Consider the following 26,368-nt stretch of genomic DNA (forward strand, 5'->3'; position numbering starts at 1 on the left):
TCCAGCTCCGATGCTGCCCGGCCAGGGGCCGCAGCTCCGCCGGCCGCCCGGGTGGTCGGCCGGCGGGAACACGCAACCACCCGCCACCACCCGGAGAGGCAGATCACGTCATGGACGTCGTCATCGCGACCGACACCGTCAACGTCACCTTCGACGGTCAGCGGGTGCACATCCCGCGCGGCACCGCGTGGGACGCCGCTGATCCGCTGGTCAAGAAGTTCCCGGGCCTGTTCTCCGCGGATGACCGGCACGCGATGCGCACCCAGCCCCGCCGGGATCCGGAAGACGCGGCCGGGGAGCCGCCGGTCGAGCGGGCCACCCGGGCGCCGGGTGAGCGGAGCCCGGCGCGCCGGCCGAGGACGGCCAGGTGACCGCACCGGCCGCCGAGCGGGATGACGCGTCGGCGGTCGCGGCCGGGTCGGCGTGCCTGGCGTACGTGCACGCCGAGGAGGTGGCGCATTCCTGGCACCTGTCGGTCGTGGGGATGCTCGGGTACGACATGGCGCACCAGCAGCGGCTCCTGCGCGGGGGGTTCCTCGCGATGCGGTGCGGCACCGGCGGCATCGTCGAGGCCCGCAACCAGACGGTGCGCCGCTTCCTCGACGGGGACGCCGAGTGGCTGTTCTGGCTGGACACCGACATGGGGGTCGGGGAAGACGTCCTCGACCGGCTGATTGCTTCCGCTGACCCGGTGGAGCGGCCGATCATCGGCGCGTTGTGCTTCGCGCAGCAGGAGTACGCCCCGGATGGGATGGGCGGTTACCGCACCCGGGCCTGCCCGACCTTGTATCGCTGGCTGGAGGCTGGCGATGGGCGGCAGGGCTTCACGGCGTGGCGGGATTACCCGCGGGATGAGCTCGTGGAGGTCGCCGCGACCGGATCGGCGTGCCTGGTGATCCACCGCAGTGTGCTCGTCGTGGTGGGCGAGCGGTACGGGCCGAACTGGTATGGCCGGATGACCAACCCGTCGACGGGCCAGCTGCTAAGCGAGGACCTGTCGTTCTGCGCGAGGGCCGTGCAGTGCGGCTACCCGATTCACGTGGACACGCGGGTGAAGACCTCTCACCTGAAACCGGTCTGGCTTGCGGAGGAGGACTTCCGTGGCTGACCTGGTGACTGCAGAGGACCCAGTGCGCGCCGCGCTGTCTGCGCCGGCGTATAGGGAGGCGTTCGTCAAGGCCATGAGCGGCCGGGCGGACGAGCTGACTGAGGAAGAGCGCGACGCGGTACGGCGGGCGCGTGAGGTGACCGGCACACCGGGCGGTGCGTACCCCATGCCGGTGCGTGACCGCGCAGGGGACGAGTAGGCGGCTGAGCTGTGCCCCGCAAAAACCTGTGCCCGAACCCCTGTTTGACGAACGACGTCGCGGGCTGGGGCGGCGGAAGCACACCGGTCCGTACGGACGTGTCCGGGCTGGGGTTCGCCCGCCAGTGGGCGGCCCGCTACTCCGGCGGGTCGTTCGTTCTTTCCCCGCAGGGTGCGGTCACTCCTGGCCTGACCTACACGGCGTCCACCTACCTCAGGCCGGAGACGTTCCCGATCAACGGCACCGTCTGGATCGAGTTTCTGAATTCCGGCGGCGGGTCCCTGACGTTCGCCAACGGTCCGTTCTCCGCCACCAACGGGGTGGTTACACGGATCAGCATGACGGGCACGGCGCCGGCTAGTGCGGCCAGTGCGTGGCTCGTGGTGACTGGTGAGAACTACGCCGTCAACCCCACGTCATATTCGATGTGCCTGATCGAGCAGTCGAGCACCTTGGACAGCTACTTCGACGGCTCGTCGCCGGGTGCCATCTGGGACGGTACGCCGGGCAACAGCACCTCAACCCTCCCCGATGCCGCCGCCGCGCCTCCACCGCAGTCGCCGTATCGGGGCCGCCGCCACCTGTTGATCCGCTGACCCAGTAAGTGAGGGATTCTCTATGGCCGTGTCCGTGGCCGTGTACGGCAAGATGCAGCAGTCGCTGTGGGAGGGGCGGATCAACTTCGCCACCGACACGATCAAGGCGATGCTGCTCAGCAGCTACACCGTCGGCAGCACGCAGGACAGCGCGCAGTTCGTGAGCGACGTGGTGCTCGGCGGCGTCGGCGTCGAGACCTCCGGGTCGGGCTACACCGCCGGCGGGCAGGCCCTTGCCTCCAAGTCCGTCACCTACACCGCGGCGAACAGCTGGGGGACGCAGCGCGCCAACTCCACGGCGTACACCGTCGGGGACGTGGTGCGCCCGGCGTCGGCCAACGGCTACGTCTACCAGTGCATCGTGGCCGGTACCTCGGGCGGCAGCGTTCCGACGTACCCGACGGTGATCGGGCAGACGGTGACGGACGGTGGTGTGACGTGGGCGTGCGTCGGCCGCGGCGTGCTGGTGATCGACGCGCAGGATCCGTCGTGGACGACGTCCAACCCCGGCACCCTGGCCGCGTCGCACATGCTGGTGTACAAGGACACCGGCACCCCCTCCACGTCGCCTGTGATCCTGTACTGGGACCTCGGCGGCACGCAGATCGCCTCCAACGGTGGCGCGTTCACCCCGCAGCTCGATGCGACCGAGGGCCTGCTCGTTTCGTTTACAGGGTGACGCGGCTCGTCGTCTCGCGGGTTGCCCGCCCAGGTGCGCTGGTCGTCCCGGCGCTGGTGATCGGCCCGTCGGGTCGGGTGATGCTGCGGCCTGGGTCGGCCGCCGCCGGGGGGTGGCCGGACGCGACGAACACGGGGTTCGGGGCGTGGCCGGGCTACACCGGGGCCCTGACCGACTACACGGGGCCGATGCCGATCACGGGCGGCACCTACGAGGGGCTGCGGTTCACCGGGGAGACAGCGATCGGCACCGCCGCCGCACGGCCGACCGGTGTGACGTTCCGCGGGTGCCTGTTCGAGCTGACGGTGCCGAACATGCCGAACGTGCAGGACTACGGCACGAACACGACGTTCGAGTACTGCACGTTCCGGCCAGCCGCCGTCACCCAGCCGCCGGTCAGCTTTGGCCAGTCCTACCAGTTCGGGATCAACCACTCGGGGCTGGGGCTGACCGCGCGCAGGTGCGAGTTCTGGGGCTTCGGCAACGCGATCCAGCTCGAGCGCTCGAACTCCGCCAACCCAGTGCTCGTCGAGCACTGCTACATGCACGACGCCGCCGACCAGGCGCACGGCGAGTACCACCACGACGGCATCCTGTCGTCGGACGGCGGGCCGAACATCACGCACATCACCATCCGCGGAAACACCATCGTGTCCGGCGGGAACACGAACGCGATCGCGCTGCAGACCGCCGGCCAGTACTACTCGAACTTCACCGCGACGGGGAACCTGCTGGGCGGGTTCGGGGCGACGGTCAACATCGGCGGCAACGGCACCGGCAACTCGAACGTGGTGTTCACCGACAACACGCTGACCACGTTGATCAAGCCGGTGTTCCGCGAGGTGTACGGCTGGGCGGACGGCAACGGCAACCTTTGGCGCCGCAACCGGTGGCTCGTCCCCCCGGGTGCCGAGTACGGCAATCCCGCCGACTCCGGCAAGTACTGGACCCCGGCCGGGGTGAGCGCCACCGACTGGACCGGCTGAGCAAGAGGGAGACCGGCATGGGTCGTATGTACAGCGCGCCGATCAACGTGGGCGCCCACACCGCGCAGATCGACTACTTCGAGTTGCTCGCCGCCGCCGGGAAGCCGCTGCTGCTGCACGGCTTCGAGCTGGGGCAGGCGACGGAGGTCGGCGACGCGCAGGAGGAGCAGCTCGTCCTGGTGCTCAAGCGCATCACGGGCGCGCCCACCTCCGGCAGCGGCGGCGGCACCTCGACCTTCGCCCCGCTCACCCCGAATGACACGGCGGCCGGGGCCACGCTCGAGACGGGCAACACCACGAAGCTGACCGGCGGCACGTCGGCGGAGCTGGCCCGGTTCGCCTGGAACGTGCGCGCGCCGCTGCTGTACCTGCCGCCGCCGGAGGGCCGTATCACGCTCGACGCCGGCACCCGGCTCGTCCTGGAAGAGACGACCACCCCGGCCGACTCCGTCACCGGGCCGGTCGGCTGGATCCTCGTCGAAGAACTGGTGTAACCGGTGCGGCGGACCTACCCGTCGCGGCGGTCCGGTGTAGCGGTCTACCGCAGCCCGTCCCGGGTTCACTGGCAGCGGCGGCGGCGCCTGCTCGCCTCTGCTGCCGCAACGCCGACGGGCGTCACCCTGCCGGGCCGGGTCGGTGCGGTACGGCTGACCGCCTCGGCGGGGTCCGTCGCGGTCACCGACATCCTGCCCGCGGCAGGCGAGGCAGTCGTCCGCCTGCGCGCCGGGTCCGGTGCGGTCCTCTCGGTCCGCGTCGCGCCGCTCCCGGGTGCGGGTGGGGCTGTGCGGGTCCGCGCAGCTGCGGGTGCGGTATCCGCCGCCCAGGCCGTGCAGGTTCCGGCACCCTCGGGCGGACTGCGGCTGCGGGCGTCCGCCGCGGCCGTCACCGCGGCACAGATGGCTCCGCTCGCGGGCTCGGCCGGTGCGCTGCGCCTGGCCCCGAGTTCCGGCGCGGTGACCGCAGCACTGGTGGCCACGCCGGTCGGGGCGGCTGGTGCTGTTCGTGTTCGCCCGGGCGCGGGCGCGGTGACCTCGGCGGTGGGCGTTGCCCTGGCGGCGGGGCCGGGGGGCGTGCGGCTGCGGCCGGCCGCTGGTGCCGTGTTCGCCGTCGGCCAGGCGCCGGTGGCAGGCGGTCCGGGGGCCCTGCGGCTGCGGGCGTCGGCTGGTGCGGTCTCGACCGTGGCAGGCGGCACCTCCGTCGCCGCCGCGGGGCGTGCCGGTGGTCTTCTGCTGCGCGCCGCCCAGGCGAACCTCCTGGCGGTCCGGCACACGTCCGTCGTGGGCTCCGCGGGGGCGCTCACCGTGCGGGCAGGGGCGGGGGCGGTCGCCGCCGCTCAGGTGCCGACCGTGGCCGGGGCGGCGGGTTGTGTGCGGGTCGCAGCTGGTCCCGCCCGGGTCTTGGCCGTCCAGGTCGCGGCCCCGGTAGGCCCGGCCGGTGCGGTCTTCCTACGCGGCGGGGCAGGTGCACTGACAGGGCCGGCCAGCGTGGCGCTGGCTGGGGTGGCCGGGCTGATCCAGTGTCGTGCCGGGCGCGGCTCGGTCAGCGTGAGCTCAGGGCGGCCGGGGCGGGCGGTGCTCCGTGCTGGGCATGCGGCGGCGGTGTTGGTGTCTGCGGGTTCGTCCTCGCAGGCGATCCTGCGGGGAGGGGTCTCATGACGACCTACGGGGTCGGCTCGGTCGTCACGCTGACGACGCAGGTCGCTGACAGCGCCGGAACGCTGGTCGACCCGGCGGGCATCACGCTGACGATTCAGCTGCCCGACGCCACCACCGAGGGCCCGTTCACCGCTCCGGACGTCGTGCACGAGGGAACCGGGCTGTACCGGTACGACTACACGACCACGATTGCCGGGCGGCACATCGCCCGCTGGGCGTCTGCCACCCCGTCGGGGGTGGATGAGGAGCCGTTTGAGGTCGCCGCGCAGTGGGCGGAGGCCGGGGTCCTGTCCCTGCGGGAAGGCAAGAAGCAGCTCAACCTCGACGAGGACGACACCGACGACGACGAGGAGATCGCCGGGTTCATCCGGTCGGTCACCGAGATCTGCGAGCGGTTCAAAGGTGCGCTCGCCCGCACCACCCACGTGGAGAAGCACCAGGGCGGCCACCTGATCGCCTTGCTGCGTGCGCCGGTCCTGTCGGTGACCTCGGTGACGTCCATACGGACCGGCGCCGTCGCCCAGGACGTTGCCGACCTCGACGTGGACGGCCCGACCGGCATCGTGCAGCGCCTCGACGGTGGCTACATGTGCGGGCCGCTGCGGGTCACCTACATCGCCGGGCGCACGTCGATCCCGCCGAACGTCAGGCAGGCGGCGCTGATCCTGCTGCAGCACATGTGGGAGACCCAGCGCGGCACGCAGGGCGGCGTCCGGGTCGGCGGCAGCGATGAGGTGTACGACCCGCGGTTCGGGTTCAGCGTGCCGCGGCGGGTGCTGGAGCTGCTCGGCGACCAACCGCCGCTGGTCGGCTGAGCCTCCTGCCGGCCACAGCGCGCCTGCCGCCGCTGAACGCTCTCAGACCTCGTCGCCGACCCTGCCCATGCCTGACTACCAGGCAAGAGCTGAACCGGCGGTGAAGGTCAGGTTCAGCCTGACCTCCTGGCGGGTCAGGTTCAACCTGACCTCCGATCGGCGAACCAACCACCCGGAGGGCAACGGTGACCACCTCCCGCGTACCGGCCGTCATCGACGCCCTGGTCGCGCTCTACAAAAACGCCCCCGGCCTGGCGAAGGTGAGCGTGGTCGACGGGCCGCCCGTCACCAACAACCCCCTCCACGAGGCGGTGTTCATCGGCTACGACGGCGACCCCGACGGCGAGGGCCAGGCGGCCGAGGACGCCCAGACATGGGCAGGCATCGGCGCCCGGTCCCGGGACGAGACCATCCAGATCACCGGCGCCGTCGTCGTCTGGCGCGGCAGCACGAAGGTCCGCCCGGTCCGCCAGCGCGCGTACGAGCTGTTCGGCGTCGTCGAGGACGTCCTGCGCGCTGACCCCTCGATCGGGCTACCACCCCCCACCGTCGCCGAGATCGCCTCCGGCGGCCTGTACCAGGCGCAGCGGCAGTCCGGCATCGAGGCCCGAGTCCCGTTCCTCATCAAGGTCCAGACCCGCATCTAAGGAGAACGCGTGGCCAGGTTCAAGAACATCTCCGGCGACGACCGCCGCGTCGGCCGGCCCGACGGCCCGCTGGTTGCCGCGGGCGACGTCATCACCGTGGACGGCGACGTCCTCACCGACCTCGACGACGCCTGGGTGACCGGCGGCTCCGACGACGTGGTCCTCGATGAGGAAACCAAGGAGCGGATCGGGTTCACCGGCGACGCGCGCGCGTGGCCGAAGGAGACCTGGGAGCTGGTCCGCGAGGCGGCGCCCGCGCCGGTCGCGAGGCGGGCGACCACCGAGCCCGCGAAGGGGGAGTAGCAGATGGCCACGGGTACGGGTCTTGACGCCCAGCTCGGTTTCGCCGCGGAGGTGACCGTCGGCACCGCGGTGACGGTGACGAAGTTCATCGAGTTCAACAGTGAGTCGCTGGCGTGGAAGCCGACGTTTGTCGAACCGACCGGTCTGCGTGTGGGGCGCAGGTTTAAGCGGTCCGCCCGCCTGGTGCAGTCCCGCAAGACGGTTGAGGGCTCGATCGAGTTCGAGTTCCCCACCAAGGGAGCCGGGCTGCTGGTGGCGCACATGCTCGGCAGCACGGCGACGCCGCAGCAGATCGCCGCGACCAGCGCCTACAAGCAGATCCACACTCCCGGCGGGCTGGTCGGCAAGGGCCTCACGTTCCAGGTGGGCCGACCGGAGCCGTCGGGGACGGTACGGCCGCACACCTACAAGGGCTGCAAGATCAAGTCGTGGGAGTTCAAGCTCTCCGACTCGGCGATCGCCACGCTGTCGCTGGAGGTCGACGGGTGGGACGAGGACACCGCCACCGCGCTCGCCGCCGCGTCGTTCGTCAGCGGCGCTGAGGTCTACAACTTCCAGCAGGGCGTGCTCAAGCTCGGCGGGACCGCGAACACCGCCTCCGGTGAGATGACCATCACCGGCGGCACGGCGGTGTCCACGGTCATCAAGGAGATCTCCATCAAGGGCGAGACGCCGCTCGCGACGGAGAGGTACGGCATCGGCAACGCCGGCATCAAGCGGGAGCAGCTCGAGAACGACATCCCCACGATCACCGGCAGCCTCACGGCGGAGTTCAACCGGGCTGAGCTGTACGACCTGATGAAGAACAACACCACCACGGCGATCGAGTTCACCCTCACGGGCAGCGCGATCCCGTCCGGGTCGGGCAACAACAACCAGCTGTCGTTCATCATGCCGGCCTGCAAGCTGAAGGAAGCGGCGCCGTCCGTCAGCGGACCAGGGATCGTCGAGATGAGCACCTCGTTCGAGGCGTACGACGACGAGGTCAACGCGCCGATCCAGGTGAAGATCGTGTCGGCGGACACGACGCTGTGACGATCGACGTCCGGGTCGTCGGTGCGGACCAGCTCTATGAGCTGAACCGGCGGCTGAAGGATGCCAGCGACAAGAAGCTGCCGGCCAAGCTCCGCAAGGGCATCCGGGACGGTGCGAAACCGGCGGTGGCCGCGACGAAGGCGGCCGTGCTGGCGATCCCGGTGACCAACTCCAAGGGCGGCGGCCGGCGGCAGCGCGAGCGTGCACGGGCGGTGCGGCTCGCGGATGCCGCGCTGGCCCGGGTGAAAGACGAAGACGAGCTCACCACCGACGACATCGTCGCGATCAACGAGCGTGCCCGCGCGCGGGCGCGCAAGGGATCCGGGCTGCGGCAGACCATCGCGGGCGCGCTCCACCTGGTGATCAAAACCGGGGCGAAGACCGCCGCCGTCCGGATCGAGGTGAACGAGGCGAAGCTGCCGCCGGACCAGCGGACTCTGCCGCGGCACCTGGACTCGCCGAAGGGGTGGCGGCACCCGACGTTCGGACACGACCCATGGACCCACCAGCAGGGCAAACCGTGGTTCGCGACCACGATCCGCAAGCACGTGGGCGAGGTCCGCACCGCTGTGATCAAGGCGATGGACGAGATCGCCGACTACATCGAAAGAGGAGCCTGATGGCCAAGGTCACCTACCAGGGTGAGACGGTCGACGTCGACCTCGGCAGCCTGCCCCTGCACGAGGGCATCGCGATCCAGCGCAAGACGGGGTTCCGGGCCCTGGACCTGGAGGCGGCCCTGAAACAGGGCGACTTCGTCGCGATGGCCGCTCTCGCCTGGCTCATCCTGCACTTCCGGATGGGCAAGGACATCACCTGGGAGGACATCGAGACCGGCAAGGTCCCGGTCGACTGGAGCCACTTCACCTTCGAGGTGCCGGACCAGGACCCTACGCCCGCCGCCGAGGCGGCGAAGACCTCGAGCTGAAGCGGCGCCGCTACCTGCCGGCGCTCGCGCACTACTTCCACCTGACCCCGCGCGACGTCGATCAGCTGACGGTGGCGGAGTTCGAGCTGTTCTGCAGCCAGGTGGACGAGATCAACAAGAAAGCCCAGTCCGAAAACTGAACATGTCGCCCTGAGGGGAGGTCGCCGTGGCCGCCCTCAGTTTCGACATCTTCGCAAGGGATCACGCCTCGCGCGCGTTTCGGCAGCTCGGCAACGAGGCGGAGCGAGCCGCGGCCAAGATCGCTGCGTTGAACGCGTCTTCGGGTGGGCTGCGCGGCCAGATGGGCGGCCTGACCGGTGATGTTGGCGGGCTGGCCGACCGTCTCGGTGCGCTGCACGGCCGGTTCGGCGTGCTGGGTTCGGGCGTGGATCGCCTCGGAGCCGGGCTGGAGCAGATCGCCGGGCGCTTCGCGAGCTTCGCCGAGGACATCGGGCGGGCCGGTGTGCGGATCGTGGCCGCGGCCGGGGCGCTGGCCACGCTCACCGCGGCGGGAGCGTCGGCCGCCTCCAGCGTCGGAGGGCTCTTGGCCGCGCTCGCCCCGGCCGGTGGGATCCTCGCCGCCCTGCCGGGCGCGCTGGGGATGCTCACGGCGGCCAACCTCACGCTGAAGATGAGCCTGTACGGCGTCAGCGACGCCATGAAGTACGCCTACGAGGGCGACGCGAAGAAATTCGGCGAGGCGCTGGAGAAGCTCACCCCGGCGGCCAGGTCGTTCGCGTTGGAGTTCCAGAACACCGTGCCCGCGATGAAGACCTTCCAGCAGGCGGCGCAGACGGGGTTCTTCGCCGAGCTCAACGGGTCGCTGGCGCACTTCGTTGACCTGTTGCGCGGCACCCAGCCGTGGATCGAAGGCCTGGCCCGGAACATGGGGTCGGTCGTGCGGACGTTCCTGGAGTTCGTCACCGCCGAGCGCAGCGTCGGCCAGTTCAACGTCATCTTGTCCAACACCTCCGGCTTGGTGACCGGGCTGCGCCTCGCGCTGACGCCGCTGATGACCGGGTTCCTCGACCTCGCCGTGGTCGGGACAGATTTCTTCCGATCACTGTCCGGCGGGCTCACCGACTCCCTGACCCGCTTCGGCGAGTGGATGTCGCAGGTTTCCGCGTCCGGTCAGGCCATGGCCTGGATGCAGAACGCCTGGGAGGTCCTCAAGCAGCTCGGCTCCGTGCTGGCAGACCTTGGCGGCATCGTCGCCGGTGTGTTCCGGGCGATGCGCGACGCCGGCGGGGACGCACTCGGCATCCTCGGCCAGATGGTCGACGCGGCGCACCGCTGGGTCGACTCGGCGAAGGGCCAGCAGGTCCTCGTCGACGTGTTCAAGGCGCTGCATCAGATCGGGCAGGCGTTCACACCCGTGCTAGTGGCGGTCGCGAACGGCATCGGCGCCCTGGCTCCCGTCATCGCCTCCCTGGCCACGGCGGTCGGACCCGTCCTGGCGGGCGCGGTCAACGCTGTAGTACCTGCCCTGGCCGCGCTCGGGCCCGGACTGCAGGCCGTGTTCGGCGCGCTGGGGCCGGCCGTGTCGGCGCTCGCCCCCGCGCTGCTACTGGTCGGGCAGGCATTCTCCGGCCTGTTCACCGCCGCCGCACCAGTGATCCCCCTGCTCGCGCAGGGCTTGGCCGCCGCCGCGCCGGGGCTGGCCGCCGTCATGCAGGCGCTGGGCCAGGCCGTGGCCGCGCTCGGGCCGGCATTCGCTCCGCTCGGCGCGGCGATCGGCGGTGTGCTGGCTGCGCTGGCGCCGCTGCTGCCTGCGGTCGCCCAAGTTGCGCAGGTGATCGCGACCAGCCTCGCCTCCGGCGTACAGGCGGTCCTCCCGTCCATTCAGCTGCTCGTGTCCGCGTTCGGGCAAGCGCTGACCGCGCTGCAGCCGGTCATCCCCATGGTGATCAACCTGGCTGCGACATTCGTCAACGCCATGGTCCCGGCGGTCGCGCCGCTGCTGCCCGTGCTGGCACAGCTCATCACGCAGCTCGCCAGTGCGCTGCTGCCCGCGATCACCCCGTTGATTCCGATGGTCGCGCAGATCGCCGAGGCGTTCGTAAAGGTCCTGATAGCGGTCGCGCCGCTGGCCGTGCAGATCGGCCAGTTCCTCGCCCAGGCGATCGGCCTGCTGCTGCCGCCGATTCTGCAGCTGGTCCCGCAGTTGATCAACGGGTTGTTGCCAGCGTTCACCCAGATCATCGGCGCTGTCATGCAGGTGTTCGAGGCCTTCCAGCCGCTGCTGCCGGTCATCGGCCAGCTGATCGCCGCCCTTCTGCCACCACTCGTGCAACTCGTCGTCACCCTGGCACCGGTGTTCGTGGCCGTGGCCAAGGCGATCGCCGATCTCGTCGTCGCCCTGGCACCGCTGCTGCCACCGATCATTCAGCTGGTCACTGCGGTGCTGCCGCCCCTGATCCCGCTGATCACGATGGTGGCCGACCTCCTCGTGCGCCTCCTCGTGCCGGCGTTCGAGTTCGTGATCGGCATCGTCGTGAAGGTCGTGGACTTCCTCGTCGGGGTCCTCGTGCCGGCGCTTAACCTCATGACCGACGCCATGAAATGGGCGGTCGACCTGGTCGTCGGGGTATTCCAGTGGCTGTACGACGTCCTGATCGGTCACTCGATCATCCCGGACATGATCCAGGGGATCAGGGATTGGTTCCAGCGCGGCGTCGACTGGGTCAAGGGCATCATCGCGTGGTTCGGTGAGCTGCCCGGGAAGTTCAACGAGTGGCTGGGTGGGGTCCGGGACAAGGTCGGTGAGGCCTGGGAGAACATCCGGTCGGGGATCGCCGAGAAGATCGACGCTGTCAGGTCCAAGATCGCCGACACGCTGCACTCGATCCGGGACAAGTGGAACGACATCTGGAGCGGCGTCCGCACCTTCGTGTCCGACAAGTTCGGCGAGATCAGGTCGGCGATCTCCGACAAGATCAACGGTCTCATGGACACCATCCGCGGTATCCCGGGGCGGATCACGTCGGCGATCGGCAACCTCGGGCGGCTGCTGTGGGACTCCGGTCGGTCGGTCATTCAGGGCCTCATCGACGGCCTGTGGTCGAAGTTCAACGACCTGTGGAACACCGCGACGGACATCCTCGGCAGGATCAGGAGCCTGTTCCCGTTCAGCCCCGCCAAAGAGGGCCCGTTCAGCGGCCGGGGCTGGGTCCTGTACTCCGGCATCTCGATCGGCGAGCAGTTCGCCGAGGGCATCACCCGGGGCATCGGCACGGTGCGAGCGGCGGCACTCGGCCTGGTCGATGCGGCGGCGGTGGCGCCGGCGGCACCGTCCGCCCCGGTGCCGCCGGTCCCCGTCATTCCTGGCGCCGGGGGTGTGACGTACAACTTCAACCTCAGCTTCTCCGGTCAGCCGCTGGTCGGTGAAGACGAGATCATCCGGCTGGTCATCAAGGCCGCGAACGTGGCGAAGACGCGTGGGTTCCCGCTGGGGGTGATCGGCACGTGACCATGCCGGACGCCTTCTGCGACATCGCGTGGTACACCGACCCGGCCGACGGGTCGCCGCTGTGGCGGGACATCTCCGACTACGTCGAATGGCAGCTCGGCGCACGAATCTCCCGCCGCCGCTCCCATGAACTGGACCAGGTCACCCCCGGAACGCTCGCACTGACCCTGCTGAACGAGGACGGCCGGTTCACCGCGGGCAACACCACCTCGCCGTACTACCCGCAGGTGTTGATCAACCGGCCGATCCGGATCCGCGCCCGGCTGAACGGCAACGCCAAGAACCGGCTGCTACAGGAACAGGCCAGAGGCTCCGACACCTCCGAATGGTCGGCCACCCAGGGCAGCCTCGCCGTCGACACCACCGTGGTCCCTGCAGGCCAGTCGTCCTCGATACGGTGGACCGCTGGCACCCTGTCCAACGGCACCTACCTGCGTTTGGGCTCCACGTCGATCGCCTCGCCCAGCGGCGACGCGATCGAGGTGACAGCGGGCCTCAGCTACGCGCTCCAGTGCCAGGCCCGCCGGGATGCCTCGGTTTCCTGCACGATGGCGATCCGGGTGCGATGGTTCGACAAGACCGGCGCGCAGATCTCCGAGACGACCGGTTCCGCTGTCACGCTGACGACCTCGTTTCAGGCGATCACCTACACGGTGACGGCCCCGGCGGGTGCGCAGCACGCCCGTGTCGTCCTGGTGTCCACGACGTCGACGGCGAGCTCGGTCGTCATCTACACCAGTGCGTGGCAGTTCGAACAGGCGTCGTCCCCCACGGCCTGGGCGGACCCGGGCAAGGAGTACAGCCGGTACGTCGGCTACGTCGACAAATGGCCGCACAAGTGGGCCAACGGCGTACTGGGTGTGACCGCGATCACCGCGACCGACCTGCAGAAGCTCCTGGGCCGCCGCTTCCTGCGGTCGCTGTCCTGGATCGCGGACAACCAGGCATCCGGCGCCCGGGTCCTGGGCCTGCTGGCCGCGGCCGGGGTCACCACCGCGGCCGTCGACTCCGGCGTGTCACTCCTCGGGCTGACCGGGCAAGAGGCCACGCAGTCGCTCATGCAGAGCATCCGCGCCGCCACGGCGAGTGAGGCCGGCCTGTTCTTCATCGACCGCGACGGAAAGCCCATCTTCCACGACCGGGCGCGCCGGCAGGTGCCGTCCAGCGCACCAGTGATCACGCTGACTGGTGACCAGTGCGGCGAGGACCTCAACTTCCTCGTGGATGACCAGCTTCTCCTTAACGACGTTGTGGTCAGCACGGACGACGGGACGGAGGCGCCCGTCCAGCAGGACGCGGCCAGCATCAGCAGCTACGGCGCGTACAGCGGCTCGTTCCAGACGCTTCTGCAGACCGCTGCGGAGGCCAAGGACCGCGCGCTGTATCTGCTGGCGCAGTATGCCGAGCCCCGCCCGAGAGCCGGGCAGATCACGGTGGAGGGGCACGCCTACCCGTCGTTGTTGCCAGATCTGCTGGGCAGCGAGATCGGGCAGCGCATCCAGATCAGCGGTCTGCCGAGCAATGGGCCCTCGGATGCGCTGGACCTGTGGATCGAGGGCATCCAGGACGTGATCACCGATCAGACGTGGACGTTCACTTTCGACCCGTCCCCCGCCAAGGTCACCGCGTCGTTGATCCTCGATCACCCGGTGTACGGGCGGCTGAACAGCGGCAACTACTACGGGTGGTGACGTGGCATACAAGACGTTCACCGGAGCGTTCGTCACAGCCAGCGAAATCGACGTCTACCTCGCGCAGCAGGCCGTCATCGTGTGCACCTCCACTACCAGGCCTCCCCTGCCGCCGGCGGGAATGCGGATCTGGCAGACCGACACGCTGACCGAGCACTTCTGGGACGGGACGACGTGGCAGTTCCTGAGCGGCCTGAACAGGTTCGTCCGCAAGACCGCCGACGAGTCGGTGGCCAACTCCACTGCAGTGCAGGCCGACGACCATCTGTTCGTGTCGGTCGCGGCTAACGCCGTGTACGCGGTCGAGGCATTCATCATCTGCTCGTCACCGACCACCGCCGACATGAAACTCAACTGGGCCGCCCCGGCCGGCTCCACGATGGACTGGTCGTCGCTGTCCCCGCACACGGCTCAGACGAACCGGGATCAGTCGACGATCAGCGTCGCGCAGCTGGGTGCCGGTGGTCAGGCCGATGCGGCTGGTTATGGCGACAACATCGACGTGATCTTCATGCCTCGGGGGCGGCTCACGACCGTGTCCTCGGGGACGCTGCAGTTCCGGTGGGCGCAGTCCACGGCGAACGCCACGGCGGCGAAGGTGAAGACGAACTCCTACCTGTACGCGAAGAGGATCGCCTGATGCCGTACAGGACGTTCGGCACAGAGGTGTTCACCTCCAGCGACATGAACACCTATCTCATGAGGCAGGCGTTGATCGTCTGCACGTCCGGTACCCGGCCGTCGCCCGTCCCCGGAATGCACATCTGGCAGACCGACACGCTGACCGAGCATGTCTGGGACGGGTCCGCATGGAGATTCACCAGAGCTGCCGACCTGTTCGCGTTGAAGGTGGCAGACGAGTCGGTCACGAATTCCACGACCCAGCAGACCGACGACCACCTTTTCGTCGCTGTGGAGGCGAATGCTACGTACATCGCCGAGGCGCTGCTCCGCTACGTCGGTACGACCAACGGCGCGCTCCAGTTGGGCTTCACCGTTCCCGCCGGGACGACATTCCCGTGGGCGTCGTTCGGCGCCGAATTCGGCAGCACGAACAGGGACAGCGCCTCGGTGAGAGTCGCGGCACCGGATCAGTCCGCGACGATCGGCGCAGCGGGGTTCGGCACTAGCGCGGAAACAATATGGGCCATTAAGGGGCTGTGTGTCAGAACGGGGGGCACGGCCGGCACGTTCGGCATCCGCTGGGCGCAGGTCATCAGCGACCCAGGTGCCACCACAGTCCGAGCCGGTTCCTATCTTCATGCGCGGCGGGTGGCCTGATGCCGTTCAAGGACTTCACGATCGAAGAGGCGCGTAGCTCCGACATCAACACGTACCTGATGAACCAGATGGTCATCACTTGCACGTCGGGCACCCGGCCTTCGCCGGTCAACGGGATGCGGATCTGGCAGACCGACACGCTGACCGGTTTCGTCTACGAGTCGTCGGCGTGGCGGCTGATCCGCGCTGTGCCCCTCGTCGCGGTCAAGACCGTGAACGAGTCGGTGGCGAGTTCCACGACGTTGCAGAACGATGACCACCTGCTGGTGAACGTCGCTCCCGGCGCCGTCTACCTTGTCCAATGCTTCGTCTGGGTCTCGAACAGCGGAGCCAACGCCGGTATGAAAGCGAGCTGGTACGGCCCGTCAGGGGCCACTATGACCTGGACGACCCAGGTGCCACATACCAGCGCGCCCGACAACGTCTCGAACCCGATCAGCGTCAACGCTTTCATCGCCATCGGCGATGCCGGCGACATACGCATTCCCAGCGTGACGGACAGCGCGGCAGTCCTGCAGGGCCTGCTGCAAACGGCTGGCAGCGGGGGCACCTTCGGCCTGAGGTGGGCCCAGTCCAGCTCAAACGCCAGCGCAGTCACTGTCAAAGCCGGTTCGCATCTTTTCGTGAACGCCGTCGCCTGAAAGGGAAACAGTGGCAGGCATATACAAGATCGGCTTCCCCGCCGACACGCCCCGCGACGAAGCCGAAGCGGCTGCCCGCGAGCAGGTCCGCCAGCTCGACCAAGACGACGTACTGGAAATCGGCATCGTCCAGACCGACGAGCACCAGGCCGCCGGCGAGTACCTCGTCCGTATCGTCACCGGCCAACCGGAGCCCGAGACGCCGGCGGAGCCGGAACCGGACGGCCCGGCCGTCACCCAGCTCGCCGCCGAGCGGCAGCAGCTGCTCGCCCGCCTCGCCGAACTCGACGCACACATGGCGGCCGGCTCGTGACGATCCGCGACCTCGGCGACGCCATCCTCTACGCGGGCGCGCTCGCTGCGGCGCTCGCGGCGATAGGCGTCGTTGCGCGCTGGGCCGTACTCCGGCCGCTGAAGAAGTGGATCGCCGAGCAGATCGGCCAGGTGAAGCAGGGCACCGCGGCGGTGCAGGAAACCGCGCAAGCCGTCCAGGCGACCGCCGACAAGGTCCACGCCGAGGTCAGCCCCAACCACGGCCACTCGCTGAAAGACCACGTCATCCGCACCGAGACCAAGCTCGACGCCCTCACCCAGCGTTTCGAAGACCACCTGGCCAACCATCCGAAGGGCTGACCTACAACCTGCGGAGGATCTCCGCCTTCTTCGCCTCGAACTCCTCGCGCGTCAGCACCCCGGTCTCGACGAGCCGACCCAGGCGTTCCAGCTGAGCCACGGGATCCTCGGCGGCGGGCGCTGCAGGCGGCACCGGAGGCATCGGCTGAGGGGCTGCCGGCGGCATCGGATGGGGGACCGGCATCACCGGCGCGACCATCGCAAATCTCATGGCGTGAGCGGCCTGCTGCTCGCGGAGCCGTGCCTGATGCGCGGCGTGGTTGATCGCCTGAGTGACACCGCGGGGGTCGGAAACCGACTCCAGGACGACCCGCTCGTACCCGTTCGGCCGGTGTACGTGCACGATCACGTCGCCGACGCTCCTGGCCTTCTGCGTGAGCGATTGCCGGAAGTCAATGTCGGCGATCATGTGGACCGGAACCTGCTGGGAGTCCGTCGACAGCATGCCGCGCTCGAAGTACAGGTAGACGGTTGTGAGCCGGTAGCGCGGCGCCATCCTGCCGCCCGTCGCCGCGGCGGTGAGCGATTGGGAGGCGCCTTCCCAGATGACCTGCTCCGGCAGCGGTTGCGGCTGCCCGTACGGGGCGGGTTGCGCGTGGGGCGGGCCGTACGGCTGCTGCGGATAACCCATGTGACGACTCCAGAGACAAACGCGGCAACGCTGTGAGACGCACCAAGCATCCACCGGGTTGACCCATAGCGCCACATCCGCCTGTTTTCGGTCAGCACCATTTCTCTAGGGAGGCCAACGGTGGCCATCGACCTCGTCACGCGAGCGGAGTGGGACGCCCGCGCACCGAGAGGCAGCTACGACACGATCCACAGCACCCGAGGTGTGAAGGTTCACTACACCGGCAGCTTCGAGAACCCGGCGATGCTGAACGACCACGACCTGTGCGTCGCCCGCGTCCGCTCCATCCAACGGCAGCACATGGACGGCAACGGGTGGCTGGATATCGGCTACAGCGCGGCGGCGTGCTGGCACCGGCGCGTGTTTGTCGGCCGTGGCCCGGGGCACCTCCCCGCCGCGAACGGGCCGGGCCTGAACTCCGGCCACTACGCGGTGGTCGCCCTGGTCGGTAACTCCGGGCTGGTCGAGCCGACCGACGAGCTGCTCCTGGGGATCCTCGACGCGATCGACTGGCTCCGCGCGAAGGGCGGCGCCGGGCACGAGATCAAGCGCCACCGAGACGGCTACGCCACGGACTGCCCCGGCGGCCCGCTGTCCGCCTGGGTCGCCAAGGGCGCTCCACGCCCCGGCGGGGCCAGGCCGGCGGACGTGGACGCGAAGCCGGTCACCGACCGCGCACCGGCGTGGCCCGGGCGGCTCCTGGCGTACCCGCCGCTCACGGTCGGAGACGACGTCGAGACCTGGCAGGCCCAGATGAAGCGCCGCGGCTGGGACATCGAGGTCGACCGGATGTACGGCACGGACTCGCGCGACGTGTGCCGCCGGTTCCAGGCGGAGAAGGGCCTGAACGTCGACGGCATCGTCGGACGGGACACCTGGCGGGCCGCATTCGAGGCCCCGGTCACCTGACGAACGGCCCGAATTCATACCGGCTCATATACCAGCCCACCTGTGACCTGCGGATTCCCGTGGGTCTTATAGTTTCCGCCCCGCTCGGAGGGGCGGTCACTGATCTGCCACTGAGAAGCGGCATCCCACAGACTCGGCCGTCAGTTGGAAGTACGGCCCCGCCCTCCAACGGAGGTTGCACATGCTCGCATCCATCATCCGGACGGTCGTGCCGGTCATCGTCGGCGTGCTGCTCGGCTGGGCCGCCAAGGTGGGCCTGGACCTGCCCGAGGGTCCGGTCACCGAGCTGGTCACCGTGGCCATCACGGGCGTGTACTACGCGGTCGGCCGGTGGCTGGAGCAGCGCTGGCCCGCGGCCGGCCGGTGGTTGCTCGCGGCCGGGCTCACCTGTAAGCAGCCCGACTACGAGCTCGCGGCCTGACACTACGATGGCCGCATCGCCGCCACCCCTGAAGGTGTGATCGCGATCGGCGAGTGGGTGCTCTTCATGGAGACCGACCCCGATCTGCCACCGAACGCTGTCGAGCTGCGGTCCGGCGACCAGGCGGTCCGGCTCGTGCTCGACTGATCACAGGATTCGATCACCCCGATCGACGCGCCGTACGGCGCCGGGCTTCGGCCTTGAGGAACGCGAGGCCCCGCTCTCCTTCGGGAGGGCGGGGCCGTTCTTGTTGTGGACAGCGTCAGCCAGAGCTGTCCGGCATCACTTGAACCAATCCCAGTCCAGCCACTGGCCCAACCCCGCGATCGTTCCGATGAGCGCCACGATGAACGCCACCACCCAACCGATCACTTTCCACGTCCGGTTGTCCGGCTCACTCTCACCTTTGCTGACCGCGCTCTTCACCTTCGTGGTGTTCTGGGCGTTCGCACCGTGATTCACCACTACGGTGTTGTTGTCGCCGCTGATCTCAATACCGGGCACGGCGCGGCTCAGCGCGCCGTCGGCATCGGCGGCGGTGAGGGCATCGTCGCTATCCGCGATGGTCGTCAGCTCAGCGACCAGCACGGTAAGCGCCGTACGGACCTGGTCCACGACGCCCGCGATCTCAACCGGGTTGACCAGCCAGTAGACCCCAGCGACCACCTGCCGCTGTGGAATCTGACCGCTTTTCCACCCCTCCTGAGTCATGAACTGCGCCACCTGCTCGGAATTGCCGAACGTCAGGCGCAGTTCCTCCGTCTCGCCAGCTCGCTTTTCCAGTACGGCGATGGGCTCGGTGAAGCGAACCTCCTCACGGATGCTTTCGCGGATCTCTTTGGGGAGGGTCTGAGGGCTGATCCTCTGCGGGATCCGGTTGACTCCGTACCGGTTGGCGTTATCGATGTATAGAGACGCGCCGATCACGCGGTACGAGGGAACGTCGTCTTCCGAGGGGTAACCTTGCAACTCGCGGGTCGCCCAGTCTCGGAGGGCTGTAGATCCGGTGCGACCGCCTAGGGTCACACAGAGCCGCAATACGTTCGCGATCGGCACGTTCGGGTCGTGCACCTCGCGTTCGATCTGCTCGATCAGGGCCTTGTCCCGATCCGAGCGGGGGGTCATCTTTGACACCTTTATAGTTTCCCGTGTCACTTTGTATGCCCGGCACGTAGACGTGCGTGGGGGCCAAGGCAGCGGCGCGACCTCAGTCCACGGCTATGTCTTGGCAATGATGGGGCGGCCTGGCTTTCCCGGGTTGTCGCGGCGGGCGTCGAGATCGCCGCGGCGGAAGTGCGGCACCCCGCACATCTCGACCGTGATCAGGCGTTCCTCGTGCTGGTAGCGGCGCAGCGTGCCGTAGTCGATTCCGAGGTACTCAGCAGCCTCCGGCCCGTCGAGCAGGTCGTCCGGATGCGAGCGGGTGCCGACCGGCCACGTCGGCAGATCGCGGCCGGCCCGGGCCGCCTCGACCTGCGCGCGGTCGTACAGGAGTTTGCGCCGGCCGGGGTTGAACGGGCGCAGCCCGAACCGCTCGGCGCCGCCGGTGTTGCGCCACGTCTTGTAGCTGATGCCGAGCAGCTGTGCGGCGGCCTGGCCGTCGACGGCTTCCCGGTTGTGGGGGATCACGCCTCGTCTCCTTCCTCGAGGATGACGGAGCGGTACGGCATGGCCGGGTCCGGGGTCATGCTGAACGTCGCGGCGACCTCGTCGGTGCTGGTGTCCACGATGGTCCACGACAGGGTCATGCCGACGGTGCCCTCGGCGTTGGCCGCGGCCTGTTCGGTGGCCTCTCGGGCGATCTCGTCCAGGCGGAGCTCCGCCTCTCGGAAGGTTGGCCGGCTGTCGATGACGTTGTGGCGGTCGTCTCTGATCTCGTACATGGGTCTGGTCCCCTCAGCGGGTGTTCGGTCTAGGAAAGACTGCGCGGAAGGCGGCCCGGCCGGTGCGGCCGAGCCGGATTCTGTGGACGAGGGGCGGGCCGAGGCCCGCCCGGTCACAGCGTGTCCGGCCAGACCTGGGGGACCAGGGAGGCGGCATGCGCCCAGGTGTCGGCCTGCCGGTCGAACGCCGCCCGGTCGTCACAGATGATGCGGAGCGCGCCCACCTGGACTTTCAGCTCGCCGCAGCCGCTGGGGGAGTGCTTGGGGGTGCGGCCGTAGATCTGGACTCCGCTGAGCATCCCGGTCAGGGACACCGCGCTGTGGACCAGCATGGTGCCGTTCTTCCAGCCGGGGACCTCGTAGGGGGCGGCGGTCTCGCCGTTGAACACGGCGTCCGCCTGCGCGGTGGCGCGCCGCCAGACGCGGAGCATCTGCCAGGCAGCGATCCGGTCGCGCAGGACGACCAGGAGGCCGGGGATCAGAACGTGGATGGCGTCCGCCTCGGTCAGGACGCGGGTGTCGTGCGCGCCCATGAGACGGATCGTCACGACGGGGAGGTGGTGGCGGGTCTGCATTCCCGGCTCCTCTCGGAAGTTGATCGGCCTGTCGTTCGGGGCTCTCACCCCCCTCCCGACACCCCTAAATATACAACAGTTCTGCCCCGAATGTAAGAGGGGTGACGCGGGAACTACGCTGAAGGCCTCGGCTTGATCGGCCGACAGGGACCGGCGGACTCTCACCGGCGCGAGCCGAACCCCGCCGGTCCCCTCCCGTGCTCGCCGCCGCCGGCCATCCGTAGGATCGCCCCGAACGACGCACAATCTCGGGGGACCGACAGATGGCTGACTACACTTTCGCGCCCGAACTGCTCGCCACTCAGCGCGCGTTCCTACAGGCGAGTGCCCGCGTGAAAGAGATCGGCGACAGCTTCCCACGATTGACTGCCATCGCCGTCGGCGAGGCGGACGTCCCCGAGGAACTACGGCAGGCCCTCCAAGAGGCCCGCGCGGAGGAGCAGCGCCTGGCCGTGGCCCTGCAGAACGACCGGTACTTCGCGACGGTGGACAACGCGCTGAAGGCGCGGATGGAACTGCGCAAGGCTGCTGCAGCAACCTGACTCGGCTGCGCCTTGCCACAGGCAGCGCGACGGCCCCGCTCCCTTGGGAGCGGGGCCGTTCTCGGCGTTCCGGGGTCAGTAGGCGCGCTTCCAGTGCCAGCGGCTGTCGCTGCTGTAGTAGCTGCACTTGTACCGCTTCTTCGTGACCTTGGCGTAGCCGTACTTCCCGTGCGCTGCGGCCGGGCAGTAGGCGCCCGGGGTGATGCAGTTCCAGTGGTTGCCGACGCGCTGGTAGCAGCTGGCCGCCGCCGTGGTGGCGGAGGCGTGGGCCGGCACGGTCAGCGCGGCGGGGGCGACGAGAGCGGACGCGACGAGCGCGCCCGCAGCGAGGAGACGACGGAGCACGTGCTCTCCCTCGGAGGCTGGAGGACGTTGGCCCATAGGAGACGGCCTCATTGCCGCCGAGGTTCACCACGGGCTGACCCTGTGACCCCAGGAAGGTATGGGACCCGATCGTGGCGCCCGACCGGGGGATCTGTGGCAAATTGCGGTAAATCTGGTGTACGTTTCCATGTATTGGCGGGACGTACCGCCCGCCCCCTGCTGCCCATCCTTAAGGTGGCCGGGCACGCGAAAGGGCTTCCTGTCCATACAAGGTTGAGCAGCCTCTGACAGGAAGCCCTTCCGCTCTACCGCCGCTCGACGTTGAAGAAGACCAGGAAAGCCAACCAGATCAGGAACTTGGCTACGGCCAGCCCGATCCGGATCCACCTCTCAAGGCGTCCCTCTCCGCTGCTGCGGTCTCGGCGGTCATTCACCTTCGCGTTCTCCATTCCTCGTTCCTTCGTGTCCGGGCCGGGGTGACCCGCCACCGGTGAGTGAGCCCTGAACCCTGCCGGACTCGACGAGGTGGATGTGCGTCGGTGATGACGGAAAGAACATATCAAGTCGTACCCTCTGAAAGGCCGCAAGTCGGTAGGGGATCGTGCTGCGGATGTCGGGAGGCTTCGGGGCGAGAGGCGTGAGATCGCCCCGTTTCGGGCCATCCCGCGGCATCCTTGCTCAGCCGAATGCTGAAAACTCGGGCCCGTAATTGGATATACGGACGGATCAAAAAGCCCGATACTCGTCCCTGTCACAAAGAGGGCCCCATCCTCACAAGGAGGACGGGGCCACTCCGGGCTGCAGCGCTTATCTGGCGCCAGCGAGCTCGGGCCAGCCGTGCAGCCCGATGCCCACGCCGGACCGGTACAGCTGCACCCCGGCCGCGGTGTACGGCACGGTGTTGTCCGGCAGCTCGTCGGCCCGGGGCCAGGCCAGGCCGCCGCACTTGCTGGGCTCGGCGTTGTACGGCTCCCCGTGCCAGCGGTCGGTCGCGAAGAACACGCCCAGGCGCGGGCGGCCCTCGGGCGACAGGTGGTGGACGACGGTGGCCGGGCGGAGATCGGTCGGCTCGATCGCCACGCCGACCTCCTCCCGGGCCTCGCGGACCGCGCAGTCGACGACGGTCTCGCCCAGCTCCAGGTGCCCGGACGGCAGGCAGTACAGGCCGTCGGCGTACCCGGTGCCCTGGCGCAGGCACAGCAGGATCCGGCCGTGGCGTTCCAGGATGACGTGGACGTCGACGGTGACCTGATACCGCATGGCCGCTCCCCTGGTTACTTCTGTGGCTGGCGTGACCATAGCTCAGCGATCCGGCGGGCAATGAGCTGAACGGCGAGTTGCGGTGCATCGTCACCGGTGTCCACCCGCCACATGAGGAACCCGTCCTCGGCGAGGACAGCGGCGAGGTCGTCGTACAGGTCGGCCTCGACGCGGGAGGATCCGTCGTGCTCGAACCGGGAGTGCGAGCCGCGACGGCGGAGCCGGTCCTCCAGGATGCCGGGGTAGGCGGTGACGAGCACGGCCAGGTCCGGCCGGAGCGCGAGCGCGTTGAGCTGGCGCACGTACTCGAGGGGCACGCCGTCGCGGGACTGCAGCACGTACGACGACGGCACGTACCGGTCGCACAGCACGAGCCGGCCGTCGTCGAGGGCGGGCCGGATCTCGGTGGCCACGTGGTGGTAGCGGTCGGCCGCGACGAGGCAGGCCAGCGCCGGGCCCGAGTAGGTGCCGGTGAGGTGCCGGGCGATCTGCCCGAGCTGGCCGTCGGTGGGCTCCCTGGTGGACACGACGGGGTACCCGGCCTCGGTGAGATGGTCGGCGAGCAGCCGGACGAGGGTGGACTTCCCGGCGCCGCCGGGGCCGTCGAGGGTGACGAACAGGCCGGGCATCAGCAGCCTTCCGGGATGCGGGCGTGCTGCGCGCGGGCGAGCTCGACGAGGTGAGTGTGGATCTCCGCTTCGGTGGCCTCGCCGAACTGCAGGCCGGAGGAGAAGTTGAACTCATCCCGGCCGCGGAGCGCCTCGTCGTCCGCGCCAAGGTTGACCGGCGTGTAGTTGAGGAGCTGCTCGGGGGTGTAGCGGCCGGTCGCCATGAGCCGGCCCCACTCGGGAGTGCCGGGGTAGGGCCGGAACTGGAAAACGGACGCCCGGAACGTTCCAACCTCGTGATCGGTGAGGTCCCACAGGCGGTGGATCAGGTCCACGGTGGCCTGCATCTCGGCGCGGCTCTCACCGGGGAAGCCGAGGATGAAGTACCCCTTGACGCGGATGCCGCGGCGGGTCAGACGGCGGACGACGCTGGTCACCATGGCCGGGGTGATGCGCTTGTCGACGTAGGCCAGCATGCGCTCGGACCCGGACTCGATGCCGAGCGCGACCTCCCGCAGCCCGCACGCCGCCAGCAGGTCGAGCGTCTCGTCGGAGGTGCGGTGCAGCACGTTGATCCGGCCGGTCGCGTCCCACACCGCCCACTCGCCGATCTTCTCGTCAGAGAACGCGGTCATCATCTGGTCGATCACCCGGCGCGCGCCGAGGAACAGGTCGTCGACGAACCGGAACGCGGTCACCTCGCCCTGATCGCGGAGCCGGTGCATCTCCTCGACGATGTTGCCCGGCTGTCTGACCCTGATGGTGACGTCGGGGTTCGCCGACACAGCCGCGCCGCAGAACGAGCAATCGTACGGGCAGCCGCGGGCGCCGACCATGTTCGCCTCGATCCGGCCGTCCCCCGCCGTGTAGGGATCCTGGGCCAGGTAGGTGCGGTCGACGAACGGCATCGTGTTGATGTCGGGCGCCAGGTGATGCGCCGTGCCGGGCCGGCCGCCGGCAACCGGCGTGCGCAGGACGGGGTCGAGCCACATCACCGCGGGGAGGTCGGCCCGGTTGCGGTGGTCGTCCAGGAGCTCGACGACGCGAGTTTCGGCCTCGCCGAGGATCAGCGCGTCCAGGCGGGCCATGCGGGGGTCGGTCAGGATGCGGTCCGGCATGGCTCTCGCGTGGTGGCCGCCGGCCATGATGCGGATGCCCGGGTGGAGGGCGGCGGCGATGCGGGCGCTGATCTCGTACGTCGGGGCGAGCAGGTTGAACCCGGCCCAGCGGGGCGCGGCCTGGTTGATCAGGGCGATGGTGTCGGCGACCGGGAGGCCGTGGGCTTCGGCGTCGAGCACGGCGACGTTGTAGCCGCGGGCGGCGGCGTAGGTGGCGATGTAGGCCATCCCGAGCACAGGCAGTGTGTAGTCGTTGACGCGGGGCCGGGCGGCGTAGTCGCGAAGCGGGGCGTTGACCAGGAGCAGGTCGAGGGCGTCAGTGGGGTGGGGCCCCTGGAGTAGGTGGGGGGTTGCGGACATGGTGGTCTCCCCATGCGAGGGTGAGAGCGGTCAGGGTGGATAGGTGCGGCCCGGCGATGTTTCGCCAGGTGGTGGCGAAGCCGGGTTCGTCGGCCGGCCAGGTCGTGTGCGGGTCGGCGGTGGCGGCCCAGGTGCGCACGGCGAGGTCGGCGTAGGGGTAGTGGGAGAAGTCCCCGGTGTGGTCGGCGACGGCGGCGCCTGCGGTCCATGGGCCGATGCGGGGGACCGCCTGCACGGCCTTGACGAGCACGTCGGCGGGCAGCTGCGCCCACTCGGTGTGGTGGTCGAGGTAGGCGGTCGCGGCGGCCTGCAGGGGGCGGCGCTTGAACGCCATCCCGAGCGCGGCGAACTCCTCGGCGGTCATGGCGAGGACCCGCTGCGGGGTCGGCATGAGCGCGGTCGCCCCGGCCGGATCCCCGGCAGCGGCGCGGAACGCCCGGTGCATTGTGCGGGCCTGCCCGGCGCGGATGACCTGCCGGATGATGGCCGTGGCCAGGGCGTCCCACAGGTCCGTGTTGCGCCACCGCCGCACCGGCCCGAGCCCAGCGAGCGCCACCGCCAGGCCCGGGGGCAGGGTGGTCTGATCGAGCGCGGCCAGGTCGTAGACGTCCACGGGGGGAGCGTCGCCGGACCCGTCGATCAGGCGCGGTTCATCCGCCGGGGCGAGCAGCCATCTGCCGGCCGGCGTGCGCATGGCCCTGGCCGCTGTTGCGCCGGTGGTGTCCCAGCCGGGGTGGTCGAGCATGTGCATCGAGTTCTCCACGGGTGTCGTCGCTGTGGTGGCCCGCGCCAGGTGGGCGGGTCACGCCCGCGACACGGTAGTGGGGCTGGGGTGGCAGGCATAGGCACCTGGGGCGGTTGAGGGGGCATCGTGGGTGTTCCTCACGTTCTTGCCCCTGGCCTGAGGCCGGGAAGCCGAGCCGGGGCGGGGGAGGGCGGTGGCCCCGAGGCGCGCGCCTTCAGACCTCGGGGCCGGCTTGTGGAAGGGGCGGTCCGCATTCCTCGCGGGGGCCGAGGAGGGGACCGCCCCGGCCCGCCTGCGCGTACGGGGGCAACGCGTCAGGCGGGCTG

At 69.4% G+C, this 26,368-nt stretch carries 35 protein-coding genes; 24 read left to right on the forward strand and 11 right to left on the reverse strand.

The genetic code is table 11. The features are described 5' to 3' along the window. The first annotated feature begins 110 nt into the window (after window positions 1-110). From ACWEQG_RS01835 to ACWEQG_RS01935, 21 genes are all read left to right on the forward strand, one after another. Entirely contained in the window at window positions 111-371 is a 261-nt protein-coding gene (locus ACWEQG_RS01835) for a hypothetical protein (RefSeq protein WP_452280851.1), read from the forward strand. Next, window positions 368-1,108, forward strand: coding sequence for a hypothetical protein (locus ACWEQG_RS01840; RefSeq protein WP_452280853.1), 741 nt, complete (start codon window positions 368-370; stop codon window positions 1,106-1,108). The genes ACWEQG_RS01835 and ACWEQG_RS01840 overlap by 4 nt, the downstream gene beginning before the upstream one ends. Beyond that, entirely contained in the window at window positions 1,101-1,307 is a 207-nt protein-coding gene (locus ACWEQG_RS01845) for a hypothetical protein (RefSeq protein ID WP_452280855.1), read from the forward strand. Before ACWEQG_RS01840 ends, ACWEQG_RS01845 begins: the two co-directional genes overlap by 8 nt. A 44-nt stretch (window positions 1,308-1,351) precedes the next feature. Continuing rightward, a complete protein-coding gene (locus tag ACWEQG_RS01850) occupies window positions 1,352-1,903 on the forward strand; it encodes a hypothetical protein (protein ID WP_452280856.1) in 552 nt (183 codons plus the stop codon). A gap of 22 nt (window positions 1,904-1,925) precedes the next feature. Next, window positions 1,926-2,582 carry a hypothetical protein gene (locus ACWEQG_RS01855; RefSeq protein WP_452280857.1) on the forward strand — a complete coding sequence of 219 codons (657 nt, stop codon included), beginning with the start codon at window positions 1,926-1,928 and terminating at the stop codon, window positions 2,580-2,582. After that, window positions 2,579-3,568: a hypothetical protein gene (locus ACWEQG_RS01860; RefSeq protein ID WP_452280859.1), complete on the forward strand. Its 990-nt coding sequence runs from the start codon at window positions 2,579-2,581 to the stop codon at window positions 3,566-3,568. The genes ACWEQG_RS01855 and ACWEQG_RS01860 overlap by 4 nt, the downstream gene beginning before the upstream one ends. A gap of 17 nt (window positions 3,569-3,585) precedes the next feature. Then, the gene (locus tag ACWEQG_RS01865; protein WP_452280860.1) at window positions 3,586-4,062 is read left to right on the forward strand and encodes a hypothetical protein; all 477 of its coding nucleotides are present in this window, start codon (window positions 3,586-3,588) and stop codon (window positions 4,060-4,062) included. A 3-nt stretch (window positions 4,063-4,065) separates the two neighbouring features. After that, window positions 4,066-5,223: a hypothetical protein gene (locus ACWEQG_RS01870; protein WP_452280862.1), complete on the forward strand. Its 1,158-nt coding sequence runs from the start codon at window positions 4,066-4,068 to the stop codon at window positions 5,221-5,223. Next, window positions 5,220-6,038, forward strand: coding sequence for a hypothetical protein (locus ACWEQG_RS01875; RefSeq protein ID WP_452280864.1), 819 nt, complete (start codon window positions 5,220-5,222; stop codon window positions 6,036-6,038). Before ACWEQG_RS01870 ends, ACWEQG_RS01875 begins: the two co-directional genes overlap by 4 nt. A 185-nt stretch (window positions 6,039-6,223) precedes the next feature. Then, on the forward strand, window positions 6,224-6,685 hold the full coding sequence (locus ACWEQG_RS01880; RefSeq protein WP_452280866.1) for a hypothetical protein: 462 nt from the start codon (window positions 6,224-6,226) through the stop codon (window positions 6,683-6,685). Between the two features lie 9 nt (window positions 6,686-6,694). Then, window positions 6,695-6,988 (forward strand): hypothetical protein, encoded by a 294-nt coding sequence (locus ACWEQG_RS01885; RefSeq protein ID WP_452280868.1) that lies wholly within the window; start codon window positions 6,695-6,697, stop codon window positions 6,986-6,988. A gap of 3 nt (window positions 6,989-6,991) precedes the next feature. Further along, window positions 6,992-8,023, forward strand: coding sequence for a phage tail tube protein (locus ACWEQG_RS01890; protein ID WP_452280869.1), 1,032 nt, complete (start codon window positions 6,992-6,994; stop codon window positions 8,021-8,023). Continuing rightward, complete coding sequence (locus ACWEQG_RS01895) at window positions 8,020-8,643, forward strand: hypothetical protein (protein ID WP_452280871.1); 624 nt, start codon at window positions 8,020-8,022, stop codon at window positions 8,641-8,643. Before ACWEQG_RS01890 ends, ACWEQG_RS01895 begins: the two co-directional genes overlap by 4 nt. After that, the gene (locus ACWEQG_RS01900; RefSeq protein WP_452280873.1) at window positions 8,643-8,951 is read left to right on the forward strand and encodes a hypothetical protein; all 309 of its coding nucleotides are present in this window, start codon (window positions 8,643-8,645) and stop codon (window positions 8,949-8,951) included. The genes ACWEQG_RS01895 and ACWEQG_RS01900 overlap by 1 nt, the downstream gene beginning before the upstream one ends. A 268-nt stretch (window positions 8,952-9,219) precedes the next feature. Continuing rightward, window positions 9,220-12,420 carry a phage tail protein gene (locus tag ACWEQG_RS01905; RefSeq protein WP_452280875.1) on the forward strand — a complete coding sequence of 1,067 codons (3,201 nt, stop codon included), beginning with the start codon at window positions 9,220-9,222 and terminating at the stop codon, window positions 12,418-12,420. Further along, window positions 12,417-14,111 carry a hypothetical protein gene (locus ACWEQG_RS01910; protein WP_452280877.1) on the forward strand — a complete coding sequence of 565 codons (1,695 nt, stop codon included), beginning with the start codon at window positions 12,417-12,419 and terminating at the stop codon, window positions 14,109-14,111. Before ACWEQG_RS01905 ends, ACWEQG_RS01910 begins: the two co-directional genes overlap by 4 nt. Before the next feature lies 1 nt (window position 14,112). Next, window positions 14,113-14,751, forward strand: a complete 639-nt coding sequence (locus ACWEQG_RS01915; RefSeq protein ID WP_452280879.1) for a hypothetical protein — start codon at window positions 14,113-14,115, stop codon at window positions 14,749-14,751. Next, complete coding sequence (locus ACWEQG_RS01920) at window positions 14,751-15,392, forward strand: hypothetical protein (RefSeq protein ID WP_452280880.1); 642 nt, start codon at window positions 14,751-14,753, stop codon at window positions 15,390-15,392. The genes ACWEQG_RS01915 and ACWEQG_RS01920 overlap by 1 nt, the downstream gene beginning before the upstream one ends. Then, window positions 15,392-16,033 carry a hypothetical protein gene (locus ACWEQG_RS01925; protein WP_452280882.1) on the forward strand — a complete coding sequence of 214 codons (642 nt, stop codon included), beginning with the start codon at window positions 15,392-15,394 and terminating at the stop codon, window positions 16,031-16,033. Before ACWEQG_RS01920 ends, ACWEQG_RS01925 begins: the two co-directional genes overlap by 1 nt. Before the next feature lie 10 nt (window positions 16,034-16,043). After that, complete coding sequence (locus tag ACWEQG_RS01930) at window positions 16,044-16,346, forward strand: hypothetical protein (protein ID WP_452280883.1); 303 nt, start codon at window positions 16,044-16,046, stop codon at window positions 16,344-16,346. Beyond that, a complete protein-coding gene (locus ACWEQG_RS01935; protein ID WP_452280885.1) occupies window positions 16,343-16,666 on the forward strand; it encodes a hypothetical protein in 324 nt (107 codons plus the stop codon). Before ACWEQG_RS01930 ends, ACWEQG_RS01935 begins: the two co-directional genes overlap by 4 nt. Before the next feature lies 1 nt (window position 16,667). Here ACWEQG_RS01935 and ACWEQG_RS01940 read toward each other — a convergent pair whose 3' ends face one another. Continuing rightward, window positions 16,668-17,297, reverse strand: a complete 630-nt coding sequence (locus ACWEQG_RS01940; protein WP_452280887.1) for an SHOCT domain-containing protein — start codon at window positions 17,295-17,297, stop codon at window positions 16,668-16,670. Window positions 17,298-17,417: 120 nt separating this feature from the next. On the opposite strand from ACWEQG_RS01940, the gene ACWEQG_RS01945 reads away from it, so the two are divergent. Beyond that, complete coding sequence (locus ACWEQG_RS01945; protein WP_452280889.1) at window positions 17,418-18,206, forward strand: peptidoglycan recognition protein family protein; 789 nt, start codon at window positions 17,418-17,420, stop codon at window positions 18,204-18,206. Window positions 18,207-18,387: 181 nt separating this feature from the next. Further along, window positions 18,388-18,627: a hypothetical protein gene (locus ACWEQG_RS01950; RefSeq protein WP_452280891.1), complete on the forward strand. Its 240-nt coding sequence runs from the start codon at window positions 18,388-18,390 to the stop codon at window positions 18,625-18,627. A gap of 282 nt (window positions 18,628-18,909) precedes the next feature. Here ACWEQG_RS01950 and ACWEQG_RS01955 read toward each other — a convergent pair whose 3' ends face one another. From ACWEQG_RS01955 to ACWEQG_RS01970, 4 genes are all read right to left on the reverse strand, one after another. Next, on the reverse strand, window positions 18,910-19,752 hold the full coding sequence (locus ACWEQG_RS01955) for an AbiTii domain-containing protein (RefSeq protein ID WP_452280893.1): 843 nt from the start codon (window positions 19,750-19,752) through the stop codon (window positions 18,910-18,912). A 93-nt stretch (window positions 19,753-19,845) separates the two neighbouring features. Further along, window positions 19,846-20,256, reverse strand: coding sequence for a hypothetical protein (locus ACWEQG_RS01960; protein WP_452280895.1), 411 nt, complete (start codon window positions 20,254-20,256; stop codon window positions 19,846-19,848). Beyond that, a complete protein-coding gene (locus ACWEQG_RS01965; RefSeq protein WP_452280897.1) occupies window positions 20,253-20,510 on the reverse strand; it encodes a hypothetical protein in 258 nt (85 codons plus the stop codon). The genes ACWEQG_RS01960 and ACWEQG_RS01965 overlap by 4 nt, the downstream gene beginning before the upstream one ends. Before the next feature lie 113 nt (window positions 20,511-20,623). Continuing rightward, window positions 20,624-21,085 carry a hypothetical protein gene (locus tag ACWEQG_RS01970; protein WP_452280899.1) on the reverse strand — a complete coding sequence of 154 codons (462 nt, stop codon included), beginning with the start codon at window positions 21,083-21,085 and terminating at the stop codon, window positions 20,624-20,626. 263 nt (window positions 21,086-21,348) lie between these two features. Here ACWEQG_RS01970 and ACWEQG_RS01975 point away from each other — a divergent pair, with 263 nt between their 5' ends. Next, window positions 21,349-21,627, forward strand: coding sequence for a hypothetical protein (locus ACWEQG_RS01975; protein ID WP_452280901.1), 279 nt, complete (start codon window positions 21,349-21,351; stop codon window positions 21,625-21,627). Between the two features lie 75 nt (window positions 21,628-21,702). On the opposite strand, the gene ACWEQG_RS01980 is transcribed toward ACWEQG_RS01975, so the two are convergent. The 6 genes from ACWEQG_RS01980 to ACWEQG_RS02005 form a co-directional block, all read right to left on the reverse strand. Then, on the reverse strand, window positions 21,703-21,972 hold the full coding sequence (locus ACWEQG_RS01980) for a hypothetical protein (protein ID WP_452280903.1): 270 nt from the start codon (window positions 21,970-21,972) through the stop codon (window positions 21,703-21,705). Between the two features lie 284 nt (window positions 21,973-22,256). Further along, on the reverse strand, window positions 22,257-22,400 hold the full coding sequence (locus tag ACWEQG_RS01985) for a hypothetical protein (RefSeq protein WP_452280905.1): 144 nt from the start codon (window positions 22,398-22,400) through the stop codon (window positions 22,257-22,259). Between the two features lie 358 nt (window positions 22,401-22,758). Then, window positions 22,759-23,211: an NUDIX hydrolase gene (locus ACWEQG_RS01990; RefSeq protein WP_452280907.1), complete on the reverse strand. Its 453-nt coding sequence runs from the start codon at window positions 23,209-23,211 to the stop codon at window positions 22,759-22,761. Between the two features lie 14 nt (window positions 23,212-23,225). Continuing rightward, window positions 23,226-23,840 carry a dTMP kinase gene (tmk, locus tag ACWEQG_RS01995; RefSeq protein WP_452280909.1) on the reverse strand — a complete coding sequence of 205 codons (615 nt, stop codon included), beginning with the start codon at window positions 23,838-23,840 and terminating at the stop codon, window positions 23,226-23,228. Then, a complete protein-coding gene (locus tag ACWEQG_RS02000; RefSeq protein WP_452280911.1) occupies window positions 23,840-25,297 on the reverse strand; it encodes a B12-binding domain-containing radical SAM protein in 1,458 nt (485 codons plus the stop codon). The genes tmk and ACWEQG_RS02000 overlap by 1 nt, the downstream gene beginning before the upstream one ends. After that, window positions 25,254-26,048 carry a hypothetical protein gene (locus tag ACWEQG_RS02005; RefSeq protein ID WP_452280913.1) on the reverse strand — a complete coding sequence of 265 codons (795 nt, stop codon included), beginning with the start codon at window positions 26,046-26,048 and terminating at the stop codon, window positions 25,254-25,256. The genes ACWEQG_RS02000 and ACWEQG_RS02005 overlap by 44 nt, the downstream gene beginning before the upstream one ends. Window positions 26,049-26,368 lie beyond the last annotated feature (320 nt).

This window comes from Microbispora sp. NPDC004025 (assembly GCF_053604425.1).